At 61.7% G+C, this 25,804-nt stretch carries 33 protein-coding genes and 1 tRNA gene; 12 read left to right on the plus strand and 22 right to left on the minus strand.

From position 1 onward, the window contains the following. The 8 genes from NKI49_RS31405 to NKI49_RS31440 form a co-directional block, all read left to right on the plus strand. Positions 1-549, plus strand: a 549-nt coding sequence (locus NKI49_RS31405) for a molybdopterin cofactor-binding domain-containing protein (protein ID WP_352695880.1), incomplete at its 5' end; no start/stop codon positions are given. Positions 550-641: 92 nt separating this feature from the next. Next, positions 642-1,529, plus strand: a complete 888-nt coding sequence (locus NKI49_RS31410; protein ID WP_352604373.1) for an aldose 1-epimerase family protein — start codon at positions 642-644, stop codon at positions 1,527-1,529. Positions 1,530-1,688: 159 nt separating this feature from the next. After that, positions 1,689-2,552, plus strand: a complete 864-nt coding sequence (locus tag NKI49_RS31415) for an alpha/beta fold hydrolase (protein ID WP_352604371.1) — start codon at positions 1,689-1,691, stop codon at positions 2,550-2,552. Positions 2,553-2,592: 40 nt separating this feature from the next. Then, positions 2,593-2,919 carry an antibiotic biosynthesis monooxygenase family protein gene (locus NKI49_RS31420; protein ID WP_352604369.1) on the plus strand — a complete coding sequence of 109 codons (327 nt, stop codon included), beginning with the start codon at positions 2,593-2,595 and terminating at the stop codon, positions 2,917-2,919. A gap of 6 nt (positions 2,920-2,925) precedes the next feature. Next, positions 2,926-3,840, plus strand: coding sequence for a DMT family transporter (locus NKI49_RS31425; protein WP_352604367.1), 915 nt, complete (start codon positions 2,926-2,928; stop codon positions 3,838-3,840). A gap of 83 nt (positions 3,841-3,923) precedes the next feature. Beyond that, complete coding sequence (locus tag NKI49_RS31430) at positions 3,924-4,835, plus strand: agmatinase (protein WP_352604365.1); 912 nt, start codon at positions 3,924-3,926, stop codon at positions 4,833-4,835. A 229-nt stretch (positions 4,836-5,064) separates the two neighbouring features. Next, positions 5,065-5,481: a hypothetical protein gene (locus tag NKI49_RS31435; RefSeq protein ID WP_352604363.1), complete on the plus strand. Its 417-nt coding sequence runs from the start codon at positions 5,065-5,067 to the stop codon at positions 5,479-5,481. 321 nt (positions 5,482-5,802) lie between these two features. After that, positions 5,803-6,552, plus strand: coding sequence for a GNAT family N-acetyltransferase (locus tag NKI49_RS31440; RefSeq protein ID WP_352604361.1), 750 nt, complete (start codon positions 5,803-5,805; stop codon positions 6,550-6,552). A gap of 13 nt (positions 6,553-6,565) precedes the next feature. Here NKI49_RS31440 and NKI49_RS31445 read toward each other — a convergent pair whose 3' ends face one another. From NKI49_RS31445 to NKI49_RS31475, 7 genes are all read right to left on the minus strand, one after another. Next, a complete protein-coding gene (locus NKI49_RS31445) occupies positions 6,566-7,384 on the minus strand; it encodes an MBL fold metallo-hydrolase (RefSeq protein ID WP_352604359.1) in 819 nt (272 codons plus the stop codon). 3 nt (positions 7,385-7,387) lie between these two features. Continuing rightward, the gene (locus NKI49_RS31450; RefSeq protein ID WP_352604357.1) at positions 7,388-8,176 is read right to left on the minus strand and encodes a TatD family hydrolase; all 789 of its coding nucleotides are present in this window, start codon (positions 8,174-8,176) and stop codon (positions 7,388-7,390) included. Then, the gene (metG, locus tag NKI49_RS31455) at positions 8,176-9,726 is read right to left on the minus strand and encodes a methionine--tRNA ligase (RefSeq protein WP_352604355.1); all 1,551 of its coding nucleotides are present in this window, start codon (positions 9,724-9,726) and stop codon (positions 8,176-8,178) included. Before metG ends, NKI49_RS31450 begins: the two co-directional genes overlap by 1 nt. 138 nt (positions 9,727-9,864) lie before the next feature. After that, on the minus strand, positions 9,865-10,920 hold the full coding sequence (locus tag NKI49_RS31460) for a DNA polymerase III subunit delta' (protein WP_352604353.1): 1,056 nt from the start codon (positions 10,918-10,920) through the stop codon (positions 9,865-9,867). Then, complete coding sequence (tmk, locus tag NKI49_RS31465; RefSeq protein ID WP_352604351.1) at positions 10,917-11,591, minus strand: dTMP kinase; 675 nt, start codon at positions 11,589-11,591, stop codon at positions 10,917-10,919. The genes NKI49_RS31460 and tmk overlap by 4 nt, the downstream gene beginning before the upstream one ends. Before the next feature lie 82 nt (positions 11,592-11,673). Then, positions 11,674-12,837, minus strand: a complete 1,164-nt coding sequence (locus tag NKI49_RS31470; RefSeq protein ID WP_352604349.1) for a D-alanyl-D-alanine carboxypeptidase family protein — start codon at positions 12,835-12,837, stop codon at positions 11,674-11,676. 98 nt (positions 12,838-12,935) lie between these two features. Then, on the minus strand, positions 12,936-14,174 hold the full coding sequence (locus NKI49_RS31475; RefSeq protein ID WP_352604347.1) for a septal ring lytic transglycosylase RlpA family protein: 1,239 nt from the start codon (positions 14,172-14,174) through the stop codon (positions 12,936-12,938). Between the two features lie 473 nt (positions 14,175-14,647). Here NKI49_RS31475 and NKI49_RS31480 point away from each other — a divergent pair, with 473 nt between their 5' ends. From NKI49_RS31480 to NKI49_RS31490, 3 genes are all read left to right on the plus strand, one after another. Next, on the plus strand, positions 14,648-15,469 hold the full coding sequence (locus NKI49_RS31480) for a glycosyltransferase family 25 protein (protein ID WP_352695882.1): 822 nt from the start codon (positions 14,648-14,650) through the stop codon (positions 15,467-15,469). Between the two features lie 447 nt (positions 15,470-15,916). Next, entirely contained in the window at positions 15,917-16,267 is a 351-nt protein-coding gene (locus tag NKI49_RS31485; RefSeq protein WP_352604343.1) for a hypothetical protein, read from the plus strand. A 573-nt stretch (positions 16,268-16,840) separates the two neighbouring features. Beyond that, positions 16,841-16,930 (plus strand) — tRNA-Ser (locus NKI49_RS31490). Positions 16,931-17,052: 122 nt separating this feature from the next. Here the strand turns inward: NKI49_RS31490 and NKI49_RS31495 are convergent. Then, positions 17,053-17,373: a hypothetical protein gene (locus tag NKI49_RS31495; RefSeq protein WP_352604341.1), complete on the minus strand. Its 321-nt coding sequence runs from the start codon at positions 17,371-17,373 to the stop codon at positions 17,053-17,055. Continuing rightward, positions 17,370-17,759 carry a hypothetical protein gene (locus tag NKI49_RS31500; protein WP_352604339.1) on the minus strand — a complete coding sequence of 130 codons (390 nt, stop codon included), beginning with the start codon at positions 17,757-17,759 and terminating at the stop codon, positions 17,370-17,372. Before NKI49_RS31500 ends, NKI49_RS31495 begins: the two co-directional genes overlap by 4 nt. 377 nt (positions 17,760-18,136) lie before the next feature. Between NKI49_RS31500 and NKI49_RS31505 the strand changes: the two genes are divergently transcribed. Then, positions 18,137-18,289 carry a hypothetical protein gene (locus NKI49_RS31505; protein ID WP_352604337.1) on the plus strand — a complete coding sequence of 51 codons (153 nt, stop codon included), beginning with the start codon at positions 18,137-18,139 and terminating at the stop codon, positions 18,287-18,289. Here NKI49_RS31505 and NKI49_RS31510 read toward each other — a convergent pair. The 13 genes from NKI49_RS31510 to NKI49_RS31570 all read right to left on the minus strand — a co-directional run. After that, on the minus strand, positions 18,286-18,591 hold the full coding sequence (locus NKI49_RS31510) for a hypothetical protein (protein ID WP_352604335.1): 306 nt from the start codon (positions 18,589-18,591) through the stop codon (positions 18,286-18,288). The two genes, NKI49_RS31505 and NKI49_RS31510, sit on opposite strands and share 4 nt — an antisense overlap. A gap of 23 nt (positions 18,592-18,614) precedes the next feature. After that, positions 18,615-20,216, minus strand: a complete 1,602-nt coding sequence (locus tag NKI49_RS31515; protein WP_352604334.1) for a hypothetical protein — start codon at positions 20,214-20,216, stop codon at positions 18,615-18,617. Between the two features lie 80 nt (positions 20,217-20,296). Continuing rightward, complete coding sequence (locus tag NKI49_RS31520) at positions 20,297-20,629, minus strand: hypothetical protein (protein ID WP_352604332.1); 333 nt, start codon at positions 20,627-20,629, stop codon at positions 20,297-20,299. Beyond that, positions 20,622-21,119, minus strand: coding sequence for a hypothetical protein (locus NKI49_RS31525; protein ID WP_352604330.1), 498 nt, complete (start codon positions 21,117-21,119; stop codon positions 20,622-20,624). The genes NKI49_RS31520 and NKI49_RS31525 overlap by 8 nt, the downstream gene beginning before the upstream one ends. Next, the gene (locus NKI49_RS31530) at positions 21,116-21,775 is read right to left on the minus strand and encodes a hypothetical protein (RefSeq protein ID WP_352695884.1); all 660 of its coding nucleotides are present in this window, start codon (positions 21,773-21,775) and stop codon (positions 21,116-21,118) included. The genes NKI49_RS31525 and NKI49_RS31530 overlap by 4 nt, the downstream gene beginning before the upstream one ends. A 3-nt stretch (positions 21,776-21,778) precedes the next feature. Then, on the minus strand, positions 21,779-22,540 hold the full coding sequence (locus tag NKI49_RS31535; RefSeq protein WP_352604326.1) for a hypothetical protein: 762 nt from the start codon (positions 22,538-22,540) through the stop codon (positions 21,779-21,781). Beyond that, the gene (locus NKI49_RS31540; protein ID WP_352604324.1) at positions 22,510-22,869 is read right to left on the minus strand and encodes a hypothetical protein; all 360 of its coding nucleotides are present in this window, start codon (positions 22,867-22,869) and stop codon (positions 22,510-22,512) included. The genes NKI49_RS31535 and NKI49_RS31540 overlap by 31 nt, the downstream gene beginning before the upstream one ends. Next, positions 22,870-23,358, minus strand: coding sequence for a hypothetical protein (locus NKI49_RS31545; RefSeq protein WP_352604322.1), 489 nt, complete (start codon positions 23,356-23,358; stop codon positions 22,870-22,872). After that, on the minus strand, positions 23,359-23,529 hold the full coding sequence (locus NKI49_RS31550; protein ID WP_352604320.1) for a hypothetical protein: 171 nt from the start codon (positions 23,527-23,529) through the stop codon (positions 23,359-23,361). It abuts the gene before it with no gap. Further along, on the minus strand, positions 23,526-23,870 hold the full coding sequence (locus tag NKI49_RS31555; protein WP_352604318.1) for a hypothetical protein: 345 nt from the start codon (positions 23,868-23,870) through the stop codon (positions 23,526-23,528). Before NKI49_RS31555 ends, NKI49_RS31550 begins: the two co-directional genes overlap by 4 nt. Further along, positions 23,867-24,088: a hypothetical protein gene (locus tag NKI49_RS31560; RefSeq protein ID WP_352604316.1), complete on the minus strand. Its 222-nt coding sequence runs from the start codon at positions 24,086-24,088 to the stop codon at positions 23,867-23,869. The genes NKI49_RS31555 and NKI49_RS31560 overlap by 4 nt, the downstream gene beginning before the upstream one ends. Before the next feature lies 1 nt (position 24,089). Beyond that, positions 24,090-25,595, minus strand: a complete 1,506-nt coding sequence (locus tag NKI49_RS31565) for a terminase large subunit domain-containing protein (protein ID WP_352604314.1) — start codon at positions 25,593-25,595, stop codon at positions 24,090-24,092. A gap of 29 nt (positions 25,596-25,624) precedes the next feature. Then, a partial coding sequence (locus tag NKI49_RS31570) for a hypothetical protein (protein WP_352695886.1) occupies positions 25,625-25,804 on the minus strand: 180 nt, incomplete at its 5' end.

The raw sequence follows: 25,804 nt of genomic DNA on the forward strand, positions 1-25,804 counted from the left end.
ACCGATCTCGTTCGCAGCATTGCCCCCGATGGGTTCGAGGCCGAAGGCTCCGTCGCCGCCGCCAATGCCACCGAGACCTACAAGTCCTATTCCCAGCACTCCCACGGCGCGCATTTCGCCGAGGTCGCGGTCGATTGCGATACCGGCGAGGTCCGGATGCGTCGTTTTCTGTCGGTGATCGGCGCCGGCCGCATTCTCAATCCCAAGACCGCGCGCTCGCAAATCATCGGCGGCATGAGCTGGGGCATCGGTGCGGCGCTGATGGAGGAGACGGTGCTCGACCGGCGCTACGGCCACTTCGTCAATCACGACCTTGCCGAGTATCACGTTCCGGTCAATGGCGACATTGCCGGGATGGAAGTCGTCTTCCTCGAGGAACACGACGACAAGGCCAATCCGCTCGGCGCCAAGGGGCTCGGCGAACTCGGCGTCTGCGGGGCGGGGGCTGCTGTCGCCAACGCCGTCTACAACGCTACCGGCATCAGGGTTCGCGAATTTCCGATCACCCTCGACAAGGTGCTGCCTGGCTTGCCCCTGACCGCCATCTGATCCGGCAAGTACCGGACGAAGGCGCCAATATGCTCGGCCTTTGAGTCCGTGAAAGCTTTTGCTAACCTCCCGCCACCAAACCGCGAGGACATATGGAACAGGACAGCCAGACGCTTAGCGGCGACGGCATCTCGGCGACCATCGTCGCGCAAGGCGCCGAACTGGTGTCGCTGCGGGATGCGCCGGGATTTGAGTTCCTGTGGCAAGCCGGACCGGCCTGGCGACGGCATTCGCCGGTGCTGTTTCCGATCGTCGGCCGGCTGAGGGCGGATCAATTGCGCCATCGCGGGCGGACTTATCCGATGACGCAGCACGGCTTCGCGCGCGACAAGCCGTTTGCCTGGGCGGAGAGGGGGCCTCGATCCTGTACGCTGGTTCTCACCGACGATGCCGATACGCGCGCGCATTATCCATTCGCCTTTCGGCTGGCGGTGAGTTACGCGCTGCGTGATCTGCAACTCGACGTGACGTTCGAGATCACCAACACCGGCGACGAGCCGCTGCCGGCCTCGGTCGGAGCGCATCCCGCCTTCAACTGGCCCTTGGTACCGGAACTGGCCAAGACGGAATATCGGCTGGCCTTCGCGAACGAGGAGCAGGCGCCGGTCCGGCGACTGAAGGACGGTCTGCTGCTGGCTGTCCCGCAGCCGACGCCTGTCGAAGGCAAGATCCTTGCGCTCTCCGAACGGCTGTTCGATGACGACGCCTTGATCCTCGATCGACCGGCCAGCACCAGCGTGCGTTACGCAGCCAGGCGTGGTCCGGCGCTCGAAATGTCGTGGCAGGGGTTTCCTCAACTGGGTATCTGGTCAAAGCCGGGCGGGGCGCCGTTCCTATGCATCGAGCCTTGGCACGGCATGGCAAGCTCGGCGGATTTCGACGGCGAATTCGCCGACAAGCCGGGCCTTATGCTGATCGCGCCTGCCGCGAAACGCACGCTGAGCTACCAGATCCGGCTGCTGCCGGGGCAGGAGGCATAGGTCGGCGGCCTGGCCGCGAGCCATCCGGGCCACGCCTGCTGCCGCGCTTTCGGTTGCAGTTCTTACTTGTCCCAAGCCGGATCTCTCGGGAACCTTCAGGCGCGAGCATCGTTCGCGGTTGCGAGGCATCTCCGGATCTCCCTGAGCGTGGAGGCAAAGTTGCGGCACCGCCAGATCAACATCGACGGAAACGATATCTTCTACCGCGAGAACGGGCCGACCGACGCTCCCGTGCTTCTGCTGCCGCACGGCTATCCCTGTTCGTCCTATCAGTTCCGCAGGCTAATGCCCGGACTGGCCGATCGCTGGCACACTTTAGCACCGGATTTTCCAGGTTTCGGCTACAGCGCTACGCCCGATATGTCCGCGTTCGGCTATGATTTCGACGCTTATGCCAACTTCTTGGCGGCGTTCGCGGACGCGCTCGGCCTGTCCCGTTATGCGCTCTGGCTGCACGACTACGGCTCCCAAATAGGACTTCGCCACGCCATCGCATATCCGGACCGTGTCGCCGCGCTTATTATCCAGAACGGCGATATCTACGAAGACGTGCTCGGCCCGAAATATGCGGCCATCAAGGCCTATTGGAACGAGAAGACGCCCGAGAAGCATCGCCCGCTGGAAGAAGCGGTAAGCGAGGAGGGCTTCAGGCACGAGTTCGTTGGCGAGGTTGGTGGTGCCGTAGCCGAACGCGTGCCGCCGGACCTGTGGAAACTCCATTGGCCCCTGATGGACACGCCGGTCCGTCGGCGGCTCGCGGTCGGCTTGATGGAGAAGCTGGAGGCTAACCTTGACTGGTTCCCGCGCTACCAGGCCTATCTGCGCGAACGGCGACCGCCGGCGCTTATCGTCTGGGGCCCCGAGGATGGCTACATGCCGGCCGGATCGGCCCGTGCCTACAAGCGCGACCTGCCGGAAGCAGAACTCCATCTCATCGACGGCGCCGGCCACTGGTTGCTGGAAACCCATTTCGATGAGGCGCTTGCGTTGGTGCGCAATTTCCTGGCTCGCGTGCGGGGCTGAGGGCCCAGCTCTCTGGAAAGACATGCAAGGAGGAATATCCATGACGACAACACCGACCATCGCGCGCATATGGCGTGGCCGCACCCGGCCGGAAATCGCCGATGCCTACGAGGCCTATTTGAAGGCAGAAGGCATTCCGGTGCTCGAAAGGATCGCCCTCGGTGTCCAGCTTTTCCGCGAGGATCGCGAGGGGGAAAGCTGGTTCACGACCATCTCCTACTGGCCGGATCAGGATTCCATGACGGCTTTCACCAAGGGCGAGCCGACCAAGGTCCATCATTTGGACCGCGATCCGGAGTTCCTGATCGAACTGCCGGAGCGAATCCAGATCCATCGCATCCTGATCGACCGGCAGGGCCTGCGCTGAGCCCCGGTGGCGCGGCGGCTCGCATATTTCGCGCTGGTCTCCCTCATCTGGGGGCTGTCCTGGGCGGCGATCAAGTTCGGGTTGCAGGACCTGCCGCCGCTGTTGCTGGCCGGGGCACGCTATCTCTTTGCCGCCATTCTCCTGCTGCCGACGCTCCCCAAAGCCCCGGCGGCCTTCATGGAAGGGCGCTGGCCTCGTACGCTCGCGTCGGCACTGCTCGTCAACACCGGCACCTATGGCCTGTTGTTCTGGGGAATGCAGAGCGTCCCATCGGGATTGGCGGGCCTGGTCAACCTCGCGCTCTTGCCGGTCATGCTCTTCGCTCTCGCTGTGCTGACGGGCGAGGAGCGGCCAACATGGCGCCATGCGGTGGCGCTGACGATCGGCTGCGCAGGGCTCGTTGCACTGTTTTGGACACGGCTCGCGGGTGAAGGGGCGGGGAGCGGCATCGGACTGCTCGCCATCATCGTTGCGACCGGCTGTTATTGCGTGGGCAGCATCGTTGCACGACCGCTGCTCGGGCCCGTGATACCGCTTGCCCTGACCATGGTGCAGGCTGCGATCGGCGGCGCAGCGCTTCTGGTCATCTCTGCGGCCACGGAGCCGGTTAACGGAGCGACGCTCCTGCGCTTCGTCCACCTCAACGTCCTGGGCAGCATTCTCTTTCTGTCCTTGCTTGGCACGATCGTCGCGTACACGCTCTATCTCGTCCTGCTGCGCGATTGGGGATCGGTTCGTGCAGGGCTTTACGCTTTCATCTCCCCGATTATCGCACTCGTCGCCGGCGCCTTGCTGTTCGGCGAAACGGTAGGCATACCGGAGGTGATCGGTGCCATCCTGCTTCTGATCGCCGCCGGCGTCGCGCTGCTGCGGACCAGCGGCGAGGGGGCAGGTGAAGCCTCGCGGCGGGAAGCCACCTGACCGCGGCGTCCGGTTTGCTGCGAAGCGGGGCTGTCATAGATTGAATACGGCCCGATCGAGGCCGACATCGAGAGGGTTTCGATTTGATCGCGTCTCCTACTTTCCTTGGGCTTCCGGAGCGGCTCCCCGATGGGCGCAAACCGGGAATTGTCATCTTTGGCGCGGGGCATGGCAGCACTTATCCTGGCAAGGATAGCAGTGGGCATGCCTTGGCCGCCGAAATCATCCGTGCCGCGAGCCAGGAAGATGCCGCGCTCGTCGAGCACTGGGACTTCGATCTCGGCGGACCGCTGTTCGACCGCAAGCCGGTCTGCTGTATCGACGCCGGCGACGTACCTACCACCATGCATGACAATGCCGGCAATCGGGCCAGCATCGAGGCGAAGACGTCCGACGTCCTGGCATTGCCGGCTGTACCGGTCCTGCTCGGCGGCGACTGTTCGGTGACAATTCCCTTCCTCGCCGGCTTTGCTGGTCACGGGCCGGTCTGGATCCTGCAGATCGACGCTCATATCGACTGGCGCGACGAGGTGCATGGCGAGCGTCACGGCTATTCGAGCCCGATGCGCCGGGCGAGCGAGATGCCGCATGTCGCCGGCATCGTTCAAGTCGGTCTCCGCAGCGTCGGCAGCGCGCGTCTCGCCGACGTCGAAGCGGCGCTGCAGTATGGCAGCCGCTTCGTGACCGCCCGGGAGATCCATGCCCACGGTATCGAGGTGGCGCTTGGCCATATTCCGGAGGGAGCACGGGTCGTCGTCACGCTCGACTGTGACAGCCTGGATCCCAGTGTCATGCCCGGCGTGGCGGCGCGCACGCCCGGCGGTTTAAGCTTTACGCAGGTGATCGACCTGATCGCGAGGCTTGGCAAGCGGGCCAGGATCGCGGGACTGGATCTTGTCGAATTCCATCCTCCCGCCGACATTGACGGCCTGTCGGCCCTGACAGCCGCGCGCATTCTCGTCAATGCGATCGGCACCATTGTCCGACAGGTCTGAGCGGGCAAGGGCCGGCTTCGACAAGGAACGGCGCATAACACCGCGATAATCGAGAACAAGCGGCTTTGCGGGCGGCAATCGCCCGGCGAGAGCAGGGGCGCATCGTTCGATTAGAAACGCGACACTGCCGGCAAAGGGCAGGAGATAAATAGCAAGCGCCAAGTAGATGCATATCTGCTAATATTAACCGTCTCGCACCTTCGTGCGTGACCAACATAGGGAGGACGCAATGAAAACCATGAATCGCCGGTCTGCAATTGCCCTCGGTGTGACGGCCGCAGCGATAACGCCTCTGTTCACTCTGGCGGCATCTGCGAAGAAATACGGCCCGAAAGAGGGCAAGGAGATTGCGCCCGGTGTCAGGGTGGTTGAGGTCGGCACCGGCCATGCCGACATTCCCGCCTACAAGAGCATCGCCATCGTCGACGTGGTGTTTCAGCCGGGCGCCCACGCGCCCCAGATGGTGATGGACAACGACATGGTCTGCACGGTTACGTCCGGCGCCTTCACGATCAAGAAAGCCGACAAGGAGTTCAAGCTCAAGACGGGTGACATGTACACCTGTGCCAAGGGCAAGACCGATGAGGCGACGAATACAAGCAAGGAGGTCGGCGTGCATCGCATCGCCGTCCTTATACCTGCCTAGCAGACCTGATACCTGCATAACAGATAGGCTTCCGGCCGGACGGTTGAGTCCGGCCGAGGCTTTGCCGTCGCCGCCCAGGGAAGTTCGCGCCGGGCGAACGCAACTGATTGCGACGCGATCATTCCGCAGTCGCCAGTCCGCAACACAATCCGAAGGACATGCATCGCAAGCCGGGCCAAACGATTGTCCCTGCCGGTCCATCTGAAAGTCGCATAAGATAGATTATGGAACTGTCGCGTTGGGCTAAGACTGGAAATTGCCGATGTAATTTCATCGGACCGCGTGTTGCTTTGGTCCGTCTGGCAACGCTAGGCTGCCGGCATGACGAGGTCAAATCGAGCGATTGAGTTTGCGATCGAGGTCTTCGTGCACGGACACAGCGCTGGAAAGAGCCGTACCTTTCCTTACGAGGCAAGCCGCGTTGGGCCCTTGTGGTTGATGCGCGATGCTCCGCGTAAGAATCCTCGCGATTACCGCAAGGAGGAATGGATTGCGTATGACGTCGCCGCCGAGGACGTCGATGCGATTGCGCGGCAGCACACGCGAGGAAGCTTCCATGTGGGCGCCACGATCGCGACAGCGGAGCCACACGAAGCCACGAAAAGCGCGTACAAGGCTCTCGGCTATCGACTGCTCGGCACGGAAGGCTTCTTCGTGCGGCGGATGGACCAGATCCCAAGGGCGCCGCCGGGTGCCATTTCGATCGAACGCGTGCGCACAGCCGAGTTGGCGGCCCAATTGGGCAAGATCACGCGCACCCGGCCGATCTCGGGCAATTTGTTCGGCGATGACGCTCCGTTCCGTCAATATGTAGCAATCGATGGAGCGGACATCGTCGGGCGCGTGCGCAGCGTGGACGCTGTCGGAGCTACGTGGTGCGCGGACATGTATGTCGCCCCCTCGCATCGACGCCGTGGCATCGGCCGGGCGTTGCTCCTAGGAATGTTGCGAGACGATCAGGCTCATGGTTCGAAGTGTTCGGTGTTGACCGCCACCCACACAGGGGCGCTTCTGTACCCTCGTGTTGGCTATGAACGGATTGGGACGCTGTTCATGTTCGGGCCAAGATGAAGGCTTCTTTCTATCATCCAGATCCATAAGGGATTTCGATCGGCATGCCGTCATATGCCGGCTCGACGTTGGCTGGCGTCTCAGCCATCACTGTGGCGTAGTCTAGCGGCACATGCATATGCGTCAGCACCGCTCGTTTTGGCGTCAGGCGCTCGATCCAGCCAAGCGCTTCGCCAAGCGACAGGTGGCTCGGATGCGTCTTGTATTGCAGCGCATCGATGATCAGAACGTCGAGGTCGCGCAGCCGCTCGGCGGTCGCCGGCGGGAAGTCGCTGATATCAGGGCAATAGGCGAGCGTTCCGACGCGGAAGCCGAGCGATATGATATCGCCATGGACCTGCGGCAACGGCTCGAGGGTGAGGGCACCCCCCTCTCCTTCGATGACCACCGGTCTGGCGTGGTCGATGAGATGCGCCTTGACGATCGGCGGATAGGAACTGCCCGTCGGCGTCTCGAAGCAGTAGCCGAACGCCTGGCGCAGCCGCAGCATGGTCGGCTCGTCGGCGTGGATATCGATCCTTTGACGCTGATCGAGAACGAAACCGCGCAGATCATCGATGCCGTGGATATGATCGGCGTGCGGATGCGTGTAGACGACCGCGTCGAGGCGCCTCACGGAGGCCATCAGCATCTGCTGGCGGAAGTCGGGTCCGGTGTCTATGACGACCGTGGTGCGGGCACCGCTGGCGGCAATCCGCTCGACCAGGGCCGCGGTGCGCATGCGCCGGTTCTTCGGCTCGTCCGGGTCGCAATTGCCCCAGTCGCCGGTGATGCGCGGCGTACCTGGCGACGAGCCGCAGCCGAGAATGGTGAGGCGCAGCCGGTCAGTCATCGTTCAGGCGCTTTGCTTGGCAGGCATCTTGCCGAACAGCCGGAAGAAATTGTCCGTCGTCAGATCAGCGATTTCAGCCTCGCTGACGCCGATCGTCTCCGCCAGCACCTTGGCGGTATGCGCGACATAAGCCGGTTCGTTGCGCTTGCCGCGAAACGGTATCGGCGCCAGATAGGGCGCGTCGGTTTCGACCAGCAACCGGTCATGCGGCAGATCTGCCGCGATGGCGCGCAGTTCAGCCGAGTTCTTGAAGGTCAGGATGCCTGAGAACGAGACGTAGCCGCCCAACGCGACACCGATTTCGGCCAGCCGGCGCCCCGAAGAGAAGCAATGCAGGATGAAGGGGAAGGCGCCCTTCCCTGTTTCGTCCTCCAGAATGGCTGCCATATCGTCATCGGCATCGCGCGAATGGATGACCAGCGGCAGCCCTGTTTCGCGCGCCGCGGCGATGTGATTACGAAAGCCCTGCGCCTGCGCATCGCGCGGCGCCTTGTCATAGAAATAATCCAGCCCCGCCTCGCCGATCGCCACCACTTTGGGGTGGCTCGAAAGGCGGACCAGCTCAGTCGCCGTCACGTCCAGTTCCTCCGCCGCATTGTGCGGATGGGTGCCGACTGAGCAGTAAACGTTGTCGAAAGTCTCTGCAATTTCAAGGATTTGCTGAAAGCGCTTCACGCGTGTTGAGATTGTCACCATGCGGCCGATTCCGGCCGCCAGGGCGCGGGCGACAATGGCCGCCCGCTCTTCGGCGAAATCTGGAAAATCCAGATGGCAGTGGCTGTCGACGAGCATCAGGCGCTCGCGTCCGTCTGTTCGACGTAGCGCGGAAACACGCCCTCGGGCACCGGCAACGCGGTGCCTGGCACCAAGGCATGATCGGCGTGGACATGCGCGAAATCGCGCTTGTCCGGCGCCACCGCCAGCAGGTCGAGCAGCTTCATGGCCGATCCCGGGATAAAGGGCCGGCACAGAACCGCCACGCGCCGCACCACCTCGGCGGTGGTCCACAGCACCGTTTCCATGCGTGCCGGATTGGTCTTCTTCAGCGCCCACGGCTCCTGCCCGGCGAAGTAACGGTCGGCTTCCGCCACCACGTCGAAGATCCCCGCCAGGGCCAGATGGATGGCTTGCCCAGCCATCGCCTTGCGTGCCGTGGCAAGAGCCGCGGCCGCCTGGTCGAGGATCGCCTTGTCGGCTTCCGTCAGGTCGCCGCGCGCGGGCACCACGCCGCCGCAATTCTTGGCGATCATCGACAGAGAACGCTGCGCCAGATTGCCGAGGCCGTTGGCAAGATCGGCGTTGGTGCGGTTGACGATCGCTTCGTGACTGTAGCTGCCGTCCTGGCCGAACGGCACCTCGCGCAGGAAGAAATAGCGCACCTGGTCGAGACCGTAGTGCTCGACCATCGCGAATGGATCCACGACGTTGCCCACCGATTTCGACATTTTCTCGCCGCGGTTGAACAGGAAGCCATGCGCGAAAACGCGCTTTGGCAACTCGATGCCCGCCGACATCAGGAAGGCGGGCCAATAGACCGCGTGGAAGCGCACGATATCCTTGCCGATGATGTGCGTGGCTGGCCAATAGCGCCATTTCTCGGCCGCTGTGTCGGGATAGCCGGCGCCTGTGAGATAATTGGTCAAGGCGTCGACCCAGACATACATCACATGCTTGTCGTCGCCCGGCACTGGCACGCCCCATTTGAAGGTCGTGCGGGAGACCGACAGATCCTTCAGGCCGGACTTGACGAAACTCATCACCTCGTTGCGGCGTTCGGCCGGTCCCACGAAGTCGGGCTGGCTTTCGTAAAGCGCCAGCAATCTATCCTGGTAGGCGGAAAGCCGGAAGAAGTAGCTTTCTTCCTCGTTCCATTCGACGGGCGAGCCAAGTGGTTCGCGACGCACGCCGTCCTCGCCGACCACGGTCTCACCTTCATCGAAATAGGCTTCCTGGCGGACCGAATACCAGCCGCTATAGCGGTCGAGATAGATGTCGCCATTGGCGGCCATCGCTTTCCAGATCGCCTGGCAGGATTCATAGTGGCGCGGTTCCGTCGTGCGAATATACTCATCATTCGAGCCGCCCAACGCCTCGGTCATCGCGCGAAAAATCGCTGAATTGCGGTCGGCGAGCGCCTTCGGCGTGATGCCTTCCTTCTCAGCCGTTTGCTGCATCTTGAGGCCATGCTCGTCGGTGCCGGTCAGGAAGAACACGTCCTTGCCGTCCAGGCGCTGGAAGCGAGCCAGCGCGTCGGTTGCTATGACCGTATAGGCGTGACCGATATGGGGCTTGCCGTTCGGATAGAAGATCGGGGTGGTGATGTAGAATTTGTCGCGTGACATGAATGAACCGTCATGAATGTCTGAATGGAAGGCGTGGCGGTGGATATCGTATCGGGGCGGCGATTGCCATCCCGATGCCAATGCATGCCGCCCAAAAGTGGCCCCGGTTTTGGGGCAACGGCATGCAAAAAGAAACCGTCACATTCGCATTGCAGAATTCAGGCGGTCGATCATGATCAGGGCGTGCTGCTTCTTGTCGAGATTGTAGGTCTCGGTTTCAGATATAGCGTCCAGCGCCTCATGCCAAGTGTCCGACAGTGTTTTGGCTCGGGCGAGATCGCCCGCCAGCGCTGCATGGCTTGCCGCGTCCGACAAAAGATCCAGCGCCCGACGGTTGAAGATATCGAACTGGATCGCCTGGTCGCGGCCGGCGACGGCCTCGGCAAGGCGGTAGGCTCCGCCGACATTGCTCCTGCCGGCCGCGACCAGCGCGTCGAGGGTCGTGGCGATCTCCAGCCCGCCATATTGTGTCAAAAGGATCGCGTTGCGTGCGCTGCCCCCTGCCCGCTCGACCAGCGCCGCCCGTGCGGCCGGCTCGTCCGGCGGCGGCGGTTCGGCTTTTTCCAGCACTGCCAGCAGGTCGTCGGCGCCGAGCGGCGACAGGCGCACCACCTGGCAGCGCGAGCGGATCGTCGGCAACAGGCTGCCCGGCGCATGAACGATGAGAATGAACAGGGTTTTCGCCGGCGGTTCCTCGAGATTCTTCAGCAAGGCATTGGCGGCATTGGTGTTCATGTCGTCGGCCGGATCGACGATGACCACCCGGTAGCTGCCGTCATGCGAGGTCAGCGACAGGAACCGGCTGACCTTGCGGATCTCGTCGACGGTGACGACGGTCTTGAAGCTCTTGGTCTTGTCGTTCATCGGACGGGTCAGATGCAGCACGCCGGGATGCGCCCCGGTGGCGATCTGGCGAAACAGCGACGAGGCCGGATCGGGAACGGCAAGGCTTTCCGGCGCCTGCTCGAAGGCGGGGTATTTGAGCAGATGATGCGCAACGTGAAAGGCAAGCGTCGCCTTGCCGATGCCGACCGGCCCGGTGAAAATCAGCGCATGCGGCAGTTTTCCCGATCGATAGGCGGCGGCGAGCATACTGGCCGCCTGCCCGTGTCCGATCAGCCGAGGCGTCTCCGAAGGTTCGGGCACGCCGTCCAATGTGTCATGCTGTTCCGGCGCGATGCGTTCGAAGATCATACGGGCGCAACCTGCCTGTCGCGCGCAGGCTCCCTTGCCTCCAAGGCCGCGAACACGGCAGCCGTGACGGCGTCCTCGACCGTGTCGGGATCGGCCGACGCGTCGACGACGATACAACGTTGCGGTTCGGCCGCGGCGATCGCCAGGAAGGCTTCGCGGCGGGCCCGATGGATATCGAGCGTCTCCTTCTCGAATCGATCGGCCACATCGCCACTACCGCGCCGCAGCGTCGCGCGCCTGAGCCCCTCGGCCGGATCGATGTCGAAGATCAACGTCATGTCGGGCATCATGCCATTGATGGCGACCTGTTCCAGGGTTTCCATGAATGCCGGGTCGATACCGCCGGTAACGCCCTGGTAGACGCGTGAGGAATCGATGAAACGATCGCACAGCACGATCGAGCCGCGCTCGACCGCCGGCCGTATGACCTGTTCGACATGATCGGAACGCGCGGCGGCGAAGAGCAGCGCCTCCATCTTCGGTCCGAATGGTTCGGCGGCGCCCGAAAGCAGCACATGCCTGACCGCTTCGGCACCCGGTGAGCCGCCCGGCTCACGGGTAAGGAGGACATCGTATTTCTTGGCGCGCATCTTTCTCGCCAACCGCTCGATCTGCGTCGACTTGCCTGCTCCTTCGCCGCCTTCGAAGGTGATGAAAAATCCGCGCGCCAATCGAAAAGGCCTTTGTCCGTGCTTGAGTGGATGTTGCGCTCTAGATAGTCCGCGCCCGGCAAAAAATCCATGCCGCCGGCCGCTATCGCAGCCAGCCGATCGCCAGTTCCTTGACGGCGTCGAGAGAGCGTTGCGGCAGCGTGCCGACGCCGATCGATTCGGCGGCGAAGAGCGGCGTCTCCTGGCTCAGCGTATCGCCGATCCAGACACGCAGCACGCCCACCGGCTGACCCGCCTCCACGGGTGCGGCAACCGGGCCGTTGTAGACGATTTTTGCCGTCAGCTTGTCGCGGTTGGTGATGGGCAGGAAGATGTCGATCGGCCCATTTGCCTTCAGCGCCACGCCGGATTTCGCGCCGCCGAAAACCTGGGCCTCGCCGACCACTTCGTCCTTGGCGAAGATTTCGGTCTTCTCAAAGGAACGAGCGCCCCAGTCGAGTAGCTTGCGCGCCTCCTCGGCGCGCTCCTTGTCGTTGGCGAGCCCGCTCATCGCCGCGATCACCCGCGTGCCATCATGGCTGACCGAACCGACGATGCCGAACCCGGACGCCTCGCTCGCGCCGACCGCGAGGCCATCGGCGCCAATGTCCATTGTCAGCAGCGGGTTTCGGTTCCTCTGCGAGATCTTGTTCCAGGTAAAATCCTTCAGGCCGTAGTAGCGGTAGAAATCCGGGTAATCGCGCCACAGATGCAAGGCGAGCTGCGCCAGTTCGCGCACGGTCGTCTGCTGGCCATCGGCCGGCAGACCAGTCGAATTGACGAAAGTCGATGTCTTGAGGCCGATCTGGCGGGCGCGTTCGGTCATTTGCGCGGCAAAATTGTCCTCGGACCCGGCCATGCCCTCGGCGATGACGATGCAGCCGTCATTGGCCGCCTGCACGGTCACCCCCTGGATCAGATCTTCGAGCCGGATCGACGATTTGAGCTTTGCGAACATCGTCGATGTTCCCGAAGGAGCACCGCCTTTGCGCCATGCATTTTCGCTCACCACGAAGGTATCGTCGAGCTTCAGGCGTCCGGACTTGATGGCGTTGAAAACCACCTCCATCGTCATCAGCTTGGCCATCGAGGCCGGCGGGATCGGCTTGTCGGCATCCTTGGAAAACAGCACAGTCCCGGTGTCGGCATCGATCATGAAGACCTGGGCCGCCTTGGTCTCGAAAAGCTGTGCGCGAGCCGGAGCCAATGAAAGCAGAAAGCCGAGCAGAAAGACCCCGGCGAAAGGCGGAAGCAAGCGAAACTGCATGAAATTCGACCCGTTGGCCGGTTCCTCCGGCAAGCCCGCCGAACTATCAGGCTTTTTCAGCGGCGGATCAACTGTCCGGCGGAAAACCGGACTGATGTTCAGTCGCGCACGGCCAGCGCATCGGGTGCGCCATGCGACCATGCCGCCTTCAGCAACTCGTCCAGGCTGCCGTGGCCATCCGGATAGAGATTGACCGCATACCAGTCGTTGCCGTCGAGATCGGAGCGCTGGATCTCCGTTCTGCCGAAAGGCTCGAGTGCGGCGGCAATGCGTTTGGCTTCGACGGCATCCTCGAAAGTGCCGGCGGCGACATAATCGGCGCTGGGCGACAATGCTTGCGGGCTGGAATTCTTCCACGAGCGCAGGATGTCGGCGGGCGACATGCCGCTGTCGTCCAGCGCGGCAAAGACATCCGCGCGCCGCACGCGTTCATCCGCATAGGAGAGCGAGGCCGTCGCAAAGGGCGACTGCGGTGGGTTGATTTGCGGCCGTTCCGGCACCACCGGTCCGAAATCGGGCAGCACTACGTCGCCGAAGGCCGGCGACTGCGCCGACAGGGCCGGTTGCGCCGCGAATGCCTGTCCTGAATTGGTCAGCTGGCCCGGGAAAGGTGCTGCCGCCGCGCCGGCCGGCAGGCTCGGCGACGGTCCGTTCATGGCGACCATGACGCCGCTCGGCAGGCCGTCCGACGGATCGGGGCGCCTGTCGCCTGGATGGTAGGAGGCCACAAGATACTGGTCGTCATCGCCGTCGAGCGGCGCGCGCCCGACATATTCCACCTTCACCTCGGCGGTGCCGATATTGGCATAATCGAGCATCTCGGCCGCCCGCTGCGACACGTCGATGATGCGGCCCTCGTGATATGGGCCGCGATCGTTGACGCGCACGATGACCGAGCTGCCGGTCTTCATATTGGTAACGCGGGCATAGCTCGGCAACGGCATGGTCGGATGCGCCGCCGTCAGATGCGTCATGTCGTAGACTTCGCCATTGGCGGTCAGCCGGCCGTGGAAGGCGTCGCCATACCAGGAGGCCAGGCCAACCTTGGCGTAGTGCCTGTCTTCCTTGGGATAATACCACTTGCCGCGGACCTGGTAGGGCTTGCCTAGCTGGTCGCGACCGCCGCCACGCTGCAGGCGTCCGTTCCGGAAGGCCACGCGCGGGCTTGCCTTCACCCCATATTCGGATTCAGCGAAATATTCCTTGGAGCGAGGCTTGGGGTTCACCACCGCCTTCGACCCGGGCTGCGATGCGCAGGCCGCCAAAAGGGCAGCCGACACGGCAAACAATGCGGCCGTCGAAGCGCGACGAAGACGCGGGCGCGGCGTAGCCTGCATTACTCGATTGCCCCCTAAAGTCTCAACAAGGACGTCGCCGTCATTTCACCGGAAAGGCCAAAGCACTCACGCGACAGGTCACCAACGACGCCTTGAACCCCGATCCCTTGTGCGCAGGAATTGCTTATCACGATATTAATCGATTGTGGCCGGAACCAGGCAAGATTGTGACGGCGCCCTCCGCGGCATCCAGCCGGGGGCGACTATGATCCCGGAGAAGCGGTCGTGTGCGTTGCTGGGCGGCTACTTCGGCCCGGCGGTTGCGATCGCAAAAGTCGCTGAACCGACGACCAAGAACTTGGTTGGCGGCTCACCTCAAATGCCGAGGACGACTTGACTTCCAGTATTGGCCAGAGGATGAATTCTGACGTAGAAGCCCGGGGGCGGGAAGATTTGGAAAATTCAAGATTTTTCTTTGCACATTGTGCGAAGTACTTCCGATGTGCCTGTCCGATGGCGCATGGGGAAGATCAATGAGGTGCCTGGTCATCAATCTGGATCGGTCACCGGCTCGGCTTGCCCACATGACCGCCGAATTTTCCCGTATCGGCGTTACATTCGATCGGGTCGCGGCTGTTGACGGGCTCAGCAGCCCGGAGATCGCGGACATGTCTGCGAACCTGTCACTGTCCGAAATTGCTTGTTTCCTGAGCCACAAGGCTTGCTGGCAAATCATAGCAAAAGGCGACGACGCCTACTGCGCGATCTTTGAGGACGACGCAGTCTTGACCGAGACAGCCGGCCGGTTGCTTGCCAGCGAAGGCTGGATTCCGAACGGTGCGGACATCATCAAAATGGAGACGGTTTTCAGAAAAGCCGTGATCGCCATGAAGCAGGTTTTCGTGGGCCATGGTTACGTCTTGCACAGATTGCACGGGCTTCATTCGGGCTCGGCAGGGTACATTGTTTCAAGACAAGCAGCGCGCGATCTGGTGGAAGCAACGCAGAACAACGAGCTTCCAATCGATGACGTCATATTCAATCAAGCCTTGGCTACCTCCTCGAGCAAGGTGATCTACCAACTCTCGCCCGCATTGTGCACGCAGGCATCGTACCTCCGCGACAAGGCAGCAGAATTTCCAAGTGAGATAGAGCAAACCCGAGCCGCACTGCAGCAGAAGCGCAAGCTGGTGAATCCAAGGGGCAAGGCTCCATTGGCCAAATTCGCCATCGAAGCAAAGCGGGTATGGCGACAGATTTTCGACATTTGCCGGTTGAGACGGGAGAAAACCATCCCGTTCGACTATCGCGGAAAACGCATGCGTCGCGCCATGGCGTATGCGAGTATGCGCTGACCGGTATGCGCAGGTTTTAACCCTGTGAGAACGAGAATATCGTCACCCGTCTCGGCAGCGCACATGGACCGCAGCGCTTTGAACGCAGTTGGAGATCAGGCACGGTTGGTACGTGGTGACTTGGAAATCACGATGGAGGGACGGCCGAGTAGTTTAAGGCACCTCCCCGTCCCGTCTCTCCAAAGCCCAGGCTATCACCGGTTTGCGGGTTCTGCGGCTTCTTGCCGTCTAAACCGTAGCGTTGCGTTGCAAAAACCGTAGCAGCCTGTTCCTAGGCTGCTCTAAACGCCACTATTTTGAGGCAGCGGTCCGACCTGACGCCGTCGCCGTGCCGTCGGCGGACCTGGCCGAAACTTGGGCGTCGAGCAAGACATCCGGCGCGGCGCGGAACCAAGAAAAGCGCCGCTAGTTTCATCCGCAGAGCACTCGAACAGAAGGACGAGTATGATGAAAAAGGCTTCATTGATAATCGCTATCGCGGTGTCGCTTTCTGCCGGGTCTGCAATCGCCGCATGTCCGGATAAGTCGGCCGTCAATGCAGGCACCGACACCCAACAGACCGCCGGTATTTCGAAAGATGGAACTCACGCGCCCTTGGAGACTCCGAAGGCCACAGTGACTCCGAAGGCCACGGGCAACGCCGGCAAGCCAGCCGCCAAGGATGGCAGCACAATGCCATTGGCGAAGGCGGAAGGCGGCGGCAACAAGAACCTTGCAACGTCGCAGCAGGACATCGAGGCACAGCAGCACGGTGGTAAGGCCGCAGCGGCAAAGGCGGACGACAATTGCAAAGACTGACGACTGTGCAGGCCGGAGCCGATTTGTAGCTCCGGCCTTTCATCAACGCGCGGCGGGATGCGGTCTTACCCAATGCTCCGACAAGGGCGCTTGGAAATGACCGGGCCAGCGCTGCCACTCCTGTGGCGTTTCCGCGTTATTGGACCAGCATACGGTTCGCCATCTTCCCGGGAGGCCGCGTCGTTCCCGTCTTTGGGTAGCAATCGTCCTGCTCCCGGTCATCGATTCCATTTCGATACCGCCAGCCAGCCAGGGTTCAAGGTCCGAATCGGCCTGCACCAAGTCCAGCAGGGAAATTAGGCGTTCAATCTCGTCCTCGATCTTCAAATGCTGTCGGCAGGCGTTCATCCGAAGATGGCAAGCGAGCGCCCGGGGCCCCGTCGATCGGCACCACGCTCGACCTATATTCGCATGTCATGCCCGGTATGCAGGCCGACGCGGCGGAGCAAGTTGACGTGGCGTTGCAGGCGGCTATAAGCAGCGAGCGAAACGGCAAATGGTTGCAAAATGCGTAGCAGACGACGGTTTTCGATCGTCTGCTAGATACCAAAAGCGCAACGTTTGTACGGGGCCGGAGGGATGGCCGAGCGGTTTAAGGCACCGGTCTTGAAAACCGGCGTGGGCGCAAGTTCACCGTGGGTTCGAATCCCACTCCCTCCGCCATAGGCCATTGATTTACTTGTATAATCTTCCCTTTTACTGATCCTGCGTACAAAATTGCGCACACATGAAAAAGCCCGCCACCGTGAGGCAGCGGGCTAAAGAGGAAAAGTTTTCCTCTTTGATCAGAGCGACACCAGCACTTCCTGCGATTTCAGGTCATCGCCCCACATGACGTGCTCGCCATCCTCGGACGGTTCCGCGTCGTGGCCGTCCTCGTCGTCGGCGTTGTCTAGCTCCAGATCATCGAGGCAGCCAAGCGACGGCTCGTCATCGGCGGTGTCCTCCAGGTCGCAATCGGCTTCCATACAGTCCAGCGCCGTGATGAGGCTCATAGCGCGGTCAAGGAGGTCGTTAAGGCGCTTCTCTACTGACTGGCGCCATTGGCGCGGGTCCATACCCTGCGGCATCCCGTACGGCTTCAGCATCCTGACATGGGCGGTCATGACACGCGCTCCTGGTCGAGGAAGGCCAGCGCCGAAACCAGCATGGCGGCTGCCATATAGTCGATGATGCAGTCCTGTTCCACGGCATAGCGGATAGCCTCGGTCACGCCGCGAATGCTCGTTGTTGGTGGAGTCGCATGCCACAGTTTTTCAACGACCGGACCATAGGTTGCTGCGACGAGGGTGCCCTCGTTTTCCATTGTGATCTCGTCGGTAGGGATCGCCATGAACTCGGAAATCTTGGCATAGTATTCGGCGAGCGTATCGGCGAGCGGGTCGGATGCCGACGCGGGCGGCGATAGCGCTACGGCGCCCGCTATGGCCGGCAGAGAGGCTAGTCCGACGAGCAAGCCACGCCGGTCGATTGTCGTTAATATCGCGTTCATTGGTAGTGGTCCCTGGTCTAGGGCTTATCACGGCCCTGTCGCGGCGAACGGCGCCGCAGCCGGGGGGTGATAACCTGCCAGGAAGACAGGCCGAACGCTTTTAAGGTTTCCCTCTGGACAGCACGCTCGCCCCCGGCCATAAAGGCAGGGTTCGGAGCCGTGCCGCCAAGCACGTCCGTTGTGTCCAGAAGGACACGTTCGACCGCACTTCCTCGCCAAAGGAAGCACCATGTGTCTCGGTGAAGCGGTCTATTCCTAGTCCGGGTTATCACGCCCACGGACAAGATGCGCTTATTCGGTTAATACTTCAAGCACGCCCTTTCGGGGGCGAAGCTATGGGGGATTTGGCAATGATTCCTATTGGTGATCGTCGTAAGTTGGCCGCACTCATCATCTATGTCGCGGGCGGCATTTTCCTGAGCTATCGCTTCGGTGATGCACTGTGGGCAGCGGGTGGCGAGGGGCTGACTGTCGCAGCCGGCCTCGCCTATTTCGCGGTGTTTGTCGTCGTCATGGAAGGATGGGCTTAGGCGGCCCTCGCCTTGGGTTCCTCAGCCTTGAGAATATCGTCGCAGAACTCGACTACCTCACGAGACGAGAAGGCAAACGGGAATTCGCGGATCTTCGCTGCCAGATGGTTCCAGTCGGCATCTTCCAGTTCGACTGTCTGGCCCTTGGTGGCGTCGAGCTTGTCCATGAGCCGGATATCGAGCCGCATCTGTTCGACCGTTACAGCACCGCGCCCAGACCCGCCGATAGGCTGCTTGATGATCTCGTTGAGAAGGTCGCGACCCTTGAATTGCCCACGGTCTTTGACGGTAAAGACTTTCATTCCATTTCTCCTTGTGGTGCTGCTTAGAAGCAGGGGACGTAGCGGTTTGCGCCGCCGCTGTCCTTGAAGGTGAGCCATTTCTGTACCGTGGTGCTCGCCCCGGTCGGGCCAACGGAACCAAGAACCGTCGCCACGGCGGCGTTTGCTGCAAAGTTGGCTGTCCCGGTAAACTGAAGGTTGCCGGCACCGAGTACGCGAAGCGCCTCAGTCGCGCCGGCATTACCGACCTGGAATATGATCGCTTCCGAGCCCGCTCCCGCACCGGTCGTAGCTCGCAGTGACAAGCTCGATGCGGCGCCAGTGCCACCGACATGCACGGGAGCAAAGAGAGCCGCTGCTGTGACATTGCCGGTGCCATCAACCGAGAAGCCGTTTGACTTGAACGCCGTGGTCGTTGTGACACTGGAAATGTCGATGCCCGTCGCAACGGTGTAGGCACCGGTTGTCTTCATGATGGTGCCAGCCGTCTGAATGGGAGCGTTCGAGCCGATCTTGTTGAAATTGATCCCCATCAAGGGCGACTTCACATCGCTGGCCTGGCACCAGACATAAGCGCCTGCGGTGTCGGCAAGCGCGCTGCCATAGACGATCAGTGCACCGTTGGCGAAACCTCCAGCCACCAGGGATGCAAAATCGATCTCGATTGCGTCAACGACCGCACTCGCATTGTTTGCAAAAGCTGTGGCATTGATGCCCCAAGCCCGCGAACCCGCCCCGGTCGCTTCGCCCAGAAAAAACCCAGCGACGACGGGCGAAGTGCCTGAGTTCCTTGCCCACGATGACACTTGGAAGATATTGCCAGAGGCGCTGTCCGCATAGACGCCGGACAGCGCCAGCTTGGTCTTGATCGGGGCGACTTGGTACGGCGGTACCAACGGATCTCCGGTTCCAGCGTCTCCGGCCGTTGAGAGCACAAAACCGTCAACCGCCGCAGTCGCGGTGTTGCCGAGCGCCGGCATCGCAGAAAATCTAAGAACTCCCGACGTGTTCGCAATGGCCCATGGATTTGAGCCGGTGCTATCCAAAATCCCGATCGCATTATTGCGCGCACCTGTCGCGACCAAGGCGGCGCCGTAGTTGGACGAACTCCACTGCGCGCCGGCCGTAAAAGTTGGCTGTGTGCCGAAGACAGCGGAGCCGGATCCCGTTTCATCAGTCAGCAGCGCTTTGAGATTGGCAGAGGTCGGGGTGGCGACGAACGCATCGAAGCCAGTGGCGCGGGTGATGGCGGCCCACGAGACCAGATCGGCATCATAGGGTTGAGCGCCGCGTGCAAAAGCAATGTTGGTCGTTCCAACCGAAATCGGGTCAGCCGTCGAAACCTGCCACCATCCGGCACCAGTGGTCCCGTTTGTCACCACGACCATTGTCCCGGTCTTGACATCCCTGGTCTTGTTGAAGTCCTTCGACCGGCGCCAGTTGCCAGTGTCCGCGACATAGATGCCGTTGTCTGACGCTGTGGTCTGATCCTTGACCAGCACGCGGTCATCCGTGACCACGGCCACGCCGTCGATGGTCTGCTCACCAGACAGCGTGATGTTGCCAGTCGTCGCGCAACGCACAGGGCCTTTAATCGCCGTGCTGCTGCTTAGGCCGTCGCGTATATCGATTTGCACTGATGTCATAAAATGGGGCTCCATCTAAGGGACGGGACGTCATCCGACGTTCCATTGCGCTCTTGCCGAAGGAGCGGATCGGCTTGGGGTCAGAAGCCCCCGAATGGGTCTAGCGGTTTCGGAAAAACGCTGTGCTGCCCGTACTGCTTGCGCCGCTGGCTTTGCTGTCGCTGATAGGCACCCGGCGATGCCACTTCCCGCATCGAGGCAAGAAACAGGAAATCCAGGGTGGGCCGGACATAGAACAGATTCACGTAAGGCAGGTTTTGCGTGGCGAAGTTGAACAGCTCGGAGAACTTGAACTGCTCATCCTCGCTCAAGCCGGCATCGCGCGCCTTCATCATGAGGTCGCCGAGATCCGCGATCGAACCCAAGCCCGGGCCAATGGCGGTTTCCGTGAGCCCGCAGTGGAATTTATGCATGGACGCTCTCCAGCATTTTAGTGGCGGCAACAAAGGCCGAGATATCCACAGGGCGCCAATCGGGGCCCACGGGCTGGGTCGCGCCTCCGCACAGCCACGGCGACATAAGGTCAAGCGCAACCTCAAGGTCAGCGTCCTGTTCAGCGGTGTTTTCCAGCCCCCACGGGGTTTCCTTGGCGCCGACAATGAGATGCATCGCAGCCATGTGGGATTCTTCCACGGCAAGGACGATCGGTGGATCGAGCTGGGCAAGCATGTAGGCCTTTCGGCCGGCACGGGTTGTCGTAGTGCCGAGGAACATCTTCACGACGCCAAGCCAACCGTTGCCGTGCAGCGAGAGAGCCAGGCCGCGAATAGGGCCGGTTTCTTTCAGCACTACAGCGACCAACTGGCCGGGGTTAATGTCAGGCGTTGGATCTGCTTCCAATTGCGCGCCGGTCGGGACAAAACCGCCCATGCAATGACCCTCGGTATGAAACGTGTACGTCATGCCGCTGCCTCCAACCATGCGTGCTGAAAAGGTTTGTGGGCCTTCATCGGCAAAAACTCGCCCTCTCGAAAAGCCGACACAGACAAGATGCGAAGCGCGCGCGGATCGAAGCACACGAACTCGTTGGTGCCGCGATCCTGTTTCTTGCAGCCGACGTAGCCAGCCGCGGCAAGCATGGGCTCCAGAGGGGTGCCGTTCTTGCGACAGTAAAAGAGAAGCCTGCCGACTTGGCTGTAATAGGCCCGGTTGTTCTGTGCATCAGCGAGCACGTGGAGCCAATAGCCCCTCGTTGGCCCCCTGCCTTTCAGGGCGGAAAAGCCCTTCTCGAAAATGGAACGGGCCGGCTGCGGATGCTCGGAGCAGAGAACGTCATTGTCGAGGAACGGACCATCCGGCGCTTCGACCTTGTAAACATAGCCCTGGCCGCGCGTCCCCTCTTCTTTGCCGTTCGGTGTCGGTTTTTGGTGCCACCCGTACCACGGCTGCGGGACAGCCACGTGCATCGAAGCACCTGGCAAAGCGTATCTGGCAGCCACCTCGCGGTCGTCGGTGAGATAGATTCCGAAACCCTCGGAGCCGCCATGTCGCCATTGCGAGCCGATCTTGCCGGGGTCGAAGTCCTGGAACAGGCAGGGCGAGCCGTGAAAAGCGATCATCGATCACCCCGCCATCTTGCGGAAGATCGACATGGCGGTTGCCGGGGCGAGTTCATCGAACCAGCTCCAGAACTCGTCTGCGTCTTCCTCGGTCATGGCGTCCGTCATGCGCTTTGCCCGGGCGCGCAGCATCGCGACCTTTTCAGGCGCACTGGAGCCCCATTCGGCGGCAAGCAACTTGCCGGCAGATGTCGTTGCGAAATGCTTCACTTCGGCTGGTGATGCCGGGGTAGCGTAGAGCGTGCCAGATGCGATCTCGGCATAGACCGCATAGCGAGCCGGCTCGGGAACATGGCGGTCGAAACGTTCCATGAACACGCGCTGCTCACGATTGCCGCCAAGGGGGCGCACGATATCGGCGGCATCGCGCTGCACATTGGCAAGATGAGCCCGGAACCCGCCAAGCTCGTCCCAGTCCGAAACCAGCCGGCGGCCAGCCTCGGAACTGCAAAGAGAGGTGCGGGATTGCTCGGCATCCATGGGCCGGGTCGGATTAACCAGATCGGGGTTAATCTCTGCCCGCTCGGCCTCCAGCAAAGCGGCGTATTCCACGTCAAGTTTCTCGTCGTAGTACCGGTGGATGTCGGTTGCCATGATGCTGGCGATTTCTGCCTTACGGGTGGGGTTTGCAGGCAAGGAGGCAAAGCCCGCCTGTTCACCGCCACCCGTAAGGCCTTCCGTCGCAGAGCCTGCTCGGGCCGCGCCAGAATTCTCGGAAATGGTTAGCTCGTTGCTCATTTGTTGGCTCCTCTCGCGTGCAGCCAAACGCTGATCGCCGTTGTGCCATCCCCTGCCGTGACGCTGGGGCGGATCTGGTACGGCAGCATGCCGATTGGCTTCATGCCCGCCGCCGTGAACGTAAGGGCATTGCCGAGCGGATCGGCGAGAGTGGCCCAGGTCGTGCCGTTGTCGTTGGAGCCCTGAATGGTGACAGAGCCGCCAGTGCCGAACGTGCCGAGCACCTGGACTGTGCGGTCGTGGTAGACGTTGAGGGCCACAGCGTTGCCCTGGTTGCCGTTCGGGATCGCCAGCCATTTGTATCGGGTGGCGTGAATATCGGGGTCACTGACCGCAGCGCCGTTCGTCGTGGCCATTTATGCGACCCTCGCCGGATAGAGCTGCGTCAGGAGGCGGGCGGCAAGGTCGGCGTTGGCGGTCGGCTGGGTCATAGGATGCCCATCAGACTTGCGCTCCACGATGTAGCCGTGCCCGTTCCAGGCCACGCGGTAGTTGTCGTCCTGGAACAGGTTGTCGTAGCGGTCAGGGAGCGTCGTCACGCGGGGTTTTGCCAGCACGACGCCTTTGGTGTCAGCAGAGGCAACAATGGCCTCCGCTACCCAGCTTTCATCGAAGGCCACGATAAACACGCGGTCGAACTTCTTGAGCCCGTTCCTGCTGCCCACCTGGACCTTGCGCCATGCCGAAGGGCTCTTGAGGTCATCAGCGACAAAACTGGCCGGAGCACGGACAAAGTATTCGCGCCAGACCTGGCCGGCTGCCTGGACCTGCACGCGCGCCGGGTCGATTTCGGGAGCCTGCCGATCGACAGACTTCAGCATCTTGGGGTCGATTGCCTTGTTCATTTAGAAAACTCCCTTTTCATGCATCTCTTTGGCGCGGGCTTCTGCCTCGGCAAATGACGCGCGGCGTTCGAGGCGTTCACCGTCAGGGCGGCAGATCCAGTGTTCGATGACGTAAGATTCGATTGCGGCCTTGCCGTCCAGGATCGGCGTAAGCGGGTTGTTGTTCTTCATTCGGAAGCTCCTTTCAGGGCTTTGGAAACATCGGGGCCGGCGGCGGCCTGTTCGGCGGCTCGCCATGGGTCGTTGAAGGGGCTACGGGCCTCTGGCGTGACAATCTGGCCGTAGCGGCGACCGAAGCCAGTCAGCGGCTTCAGGGCTGCCGTGAGGCGCCAGCTCATGCGGTTTTCCGTCTCTTCGAGAGCCAGGGAACCGCTGCCAAGCGCACGCAGCAGCCGGGCAACATCAGCGGCGCGGGCTCGGACCTCTTTCAGGTTCTCAACGAGGTCACGGGCGGCCTTCTCGGCACGGTCTACAGCCGCAAGCCGGTTTTCCTCGACAACGGTCAGGGTCACCCGCAGATTGGCCAGACGCTCCCGCTCTGCCTCGGAAGCTGCCAGTGGCGGCGCATCGCCTCCCCTTCGGCGGCATCGAGCCCGGAAAGTTCGCGTTCGATCTCGATCAGGCTCGATCCGTCAAAGTCCTGGCCGTCAAGCAAGGCAACGCCCTGCATGTGCTTCATTTCAACGAGGCGGGTTTCAGCCTCAATCCGGCGTGCTGCGATGTCAGCCATTTTAGTTATCCTTCCGTTCTTCGCGCCAGGGCGGTGCGCCGTAGCCTGGCCGCGAGGTGTTCGTGGGACCAGCGCGCTGGTCTCGCCGGGCTTTCATATTCGCGTGCCCCAAATTGACGACTGGGGCGCGGTTGCCGGCGTGATGGTTGGCGTCGGCACGGTTCAGGGATGGCACATGCATGATGGCGCCGAGAGCCGCGTTGCAGAGGTCGTCGGAAGCTCCCGACATATGGTCGATGTTGTCTTTGCCAGTGCGCGTCGTGCGCCTTTCAAGCTGGGAAATCTGGCCGACAAGCCGGATGTTATCGAGCAGCGAAGCCGTTCCGCCCATGAGCTGGGGCAGAGCGTCCAGATAGATTTCAGAGCGGGATCGTTCCGAAGCGATGTAGCGCACCCCCTCTTTGCGGAAGGCATCTGAAACCCAGGCGCCAGCATATCGATCGCCGGTAACGCTGGTGATTTTGTAGGTGTTCAGGACGCGGCAGAACTCGCCGACGACATCAGCCGGAGCAAAGGGCGGCTTCACCTCCCGCAGGCAGTCCAGAACGCTCCTGTCGCCTTCCCTGTGGGCAATGCCAAGCGTCATGCTGTCATGCGCGCCGCCGGACGGGTCACAGAAAGCGACGTAGCGGTATTGCCGCAGGTATGGCCGCTCATGGATGCCGATATCGACACAGCGCTCCACAACGGCCCTGTCAACGAATGTCGATAGGTCGCCGCGGAACTTGGCATCCCATTCGGCAGCAGCCGATTCCGGGTCGTCGCGGTGTGCCTGGTCGATGATCTCGCTATCAATGGTCGGATTGAAAACCCTTGTCCCGGCCTGGACGACAAGAACCTGAGCATCATCCTTGCCGAAGCAATCCCGGTGCTTGGTGTAGAGCAGGCCACGCTGGGCATACGGGCTCGAAATGCCGATCAACATGCCGCCAGTCGTGGCCAATGCAGGCAGGACAGCGCGGTAGGTCTCGACATCGGGCAATGAGGTGGATTCGTCACGCCAGAAGCCAACCTCGTCAAAGATGCAGGCAATGAGGGTGCGACCGCGAACCGTGCGGTAGTTGTTGGTGTGAACGCTGATGCCGATGTTCCCGGCAATCTTGATCTCGTCGTTGGTCACGCTCTCGACAAGCTGCGAGAGGATGGGCGAGGCTTCGAAGAATGCCCGGATGTAATTGAACACCGCCTGAGCCTGAACACGGGAAGCGGCCAGCACGAGGATGGTCCCGACCTCACCAGGAGCAAGCTTGCCCGAGTGGTCTTGGAAAGCGGCAATGAAGTCAGCCAGGGCGGCTGCTATGCGTGATTTGCCCGAGCGGCGGCCGATGATGCACCAAAGCTCACGAACCCGCTTGGTGGGCGGCTCCCTGCCACCGGCAACGGCATTGAATGCGGTGCGCTCCTCAGAGGTCAGCGGCAAGCCATAGGCAGCGCGCAAGATGGCAATCCATGTGCCCCATGTGGTCGATGTCCCGAGAGCAGCACCAAGCAGGTTCTGGTCGCGCAAGGCTGTGTCGATGGTGATGTTTGATAGGCTCACGAGGCAGCACCGGCATACTTGGAAGCGGCGTAGTCTCGTAGCGAGGGTGTGATGTCCTTCAGTGCGCGGCGCTCTAGGGGTTGTTGAGAATCAGGATTCCACTTTCGCCCTTTGAGTGATTCAAGCCTCATTTTGGAGGTTTTGATGATTCGAACGGTTCTGACGGACGAGCAATG

It is taken from the genome of Mesorhizobium sp. M0587 (assembly GCF_040320945.1).
Classification (GTDB): Bacteria; Pseudomonadota; Alphaproteobacteria; order Rhizobiales; family Rhizobiaceae; genus Mesorhizobium.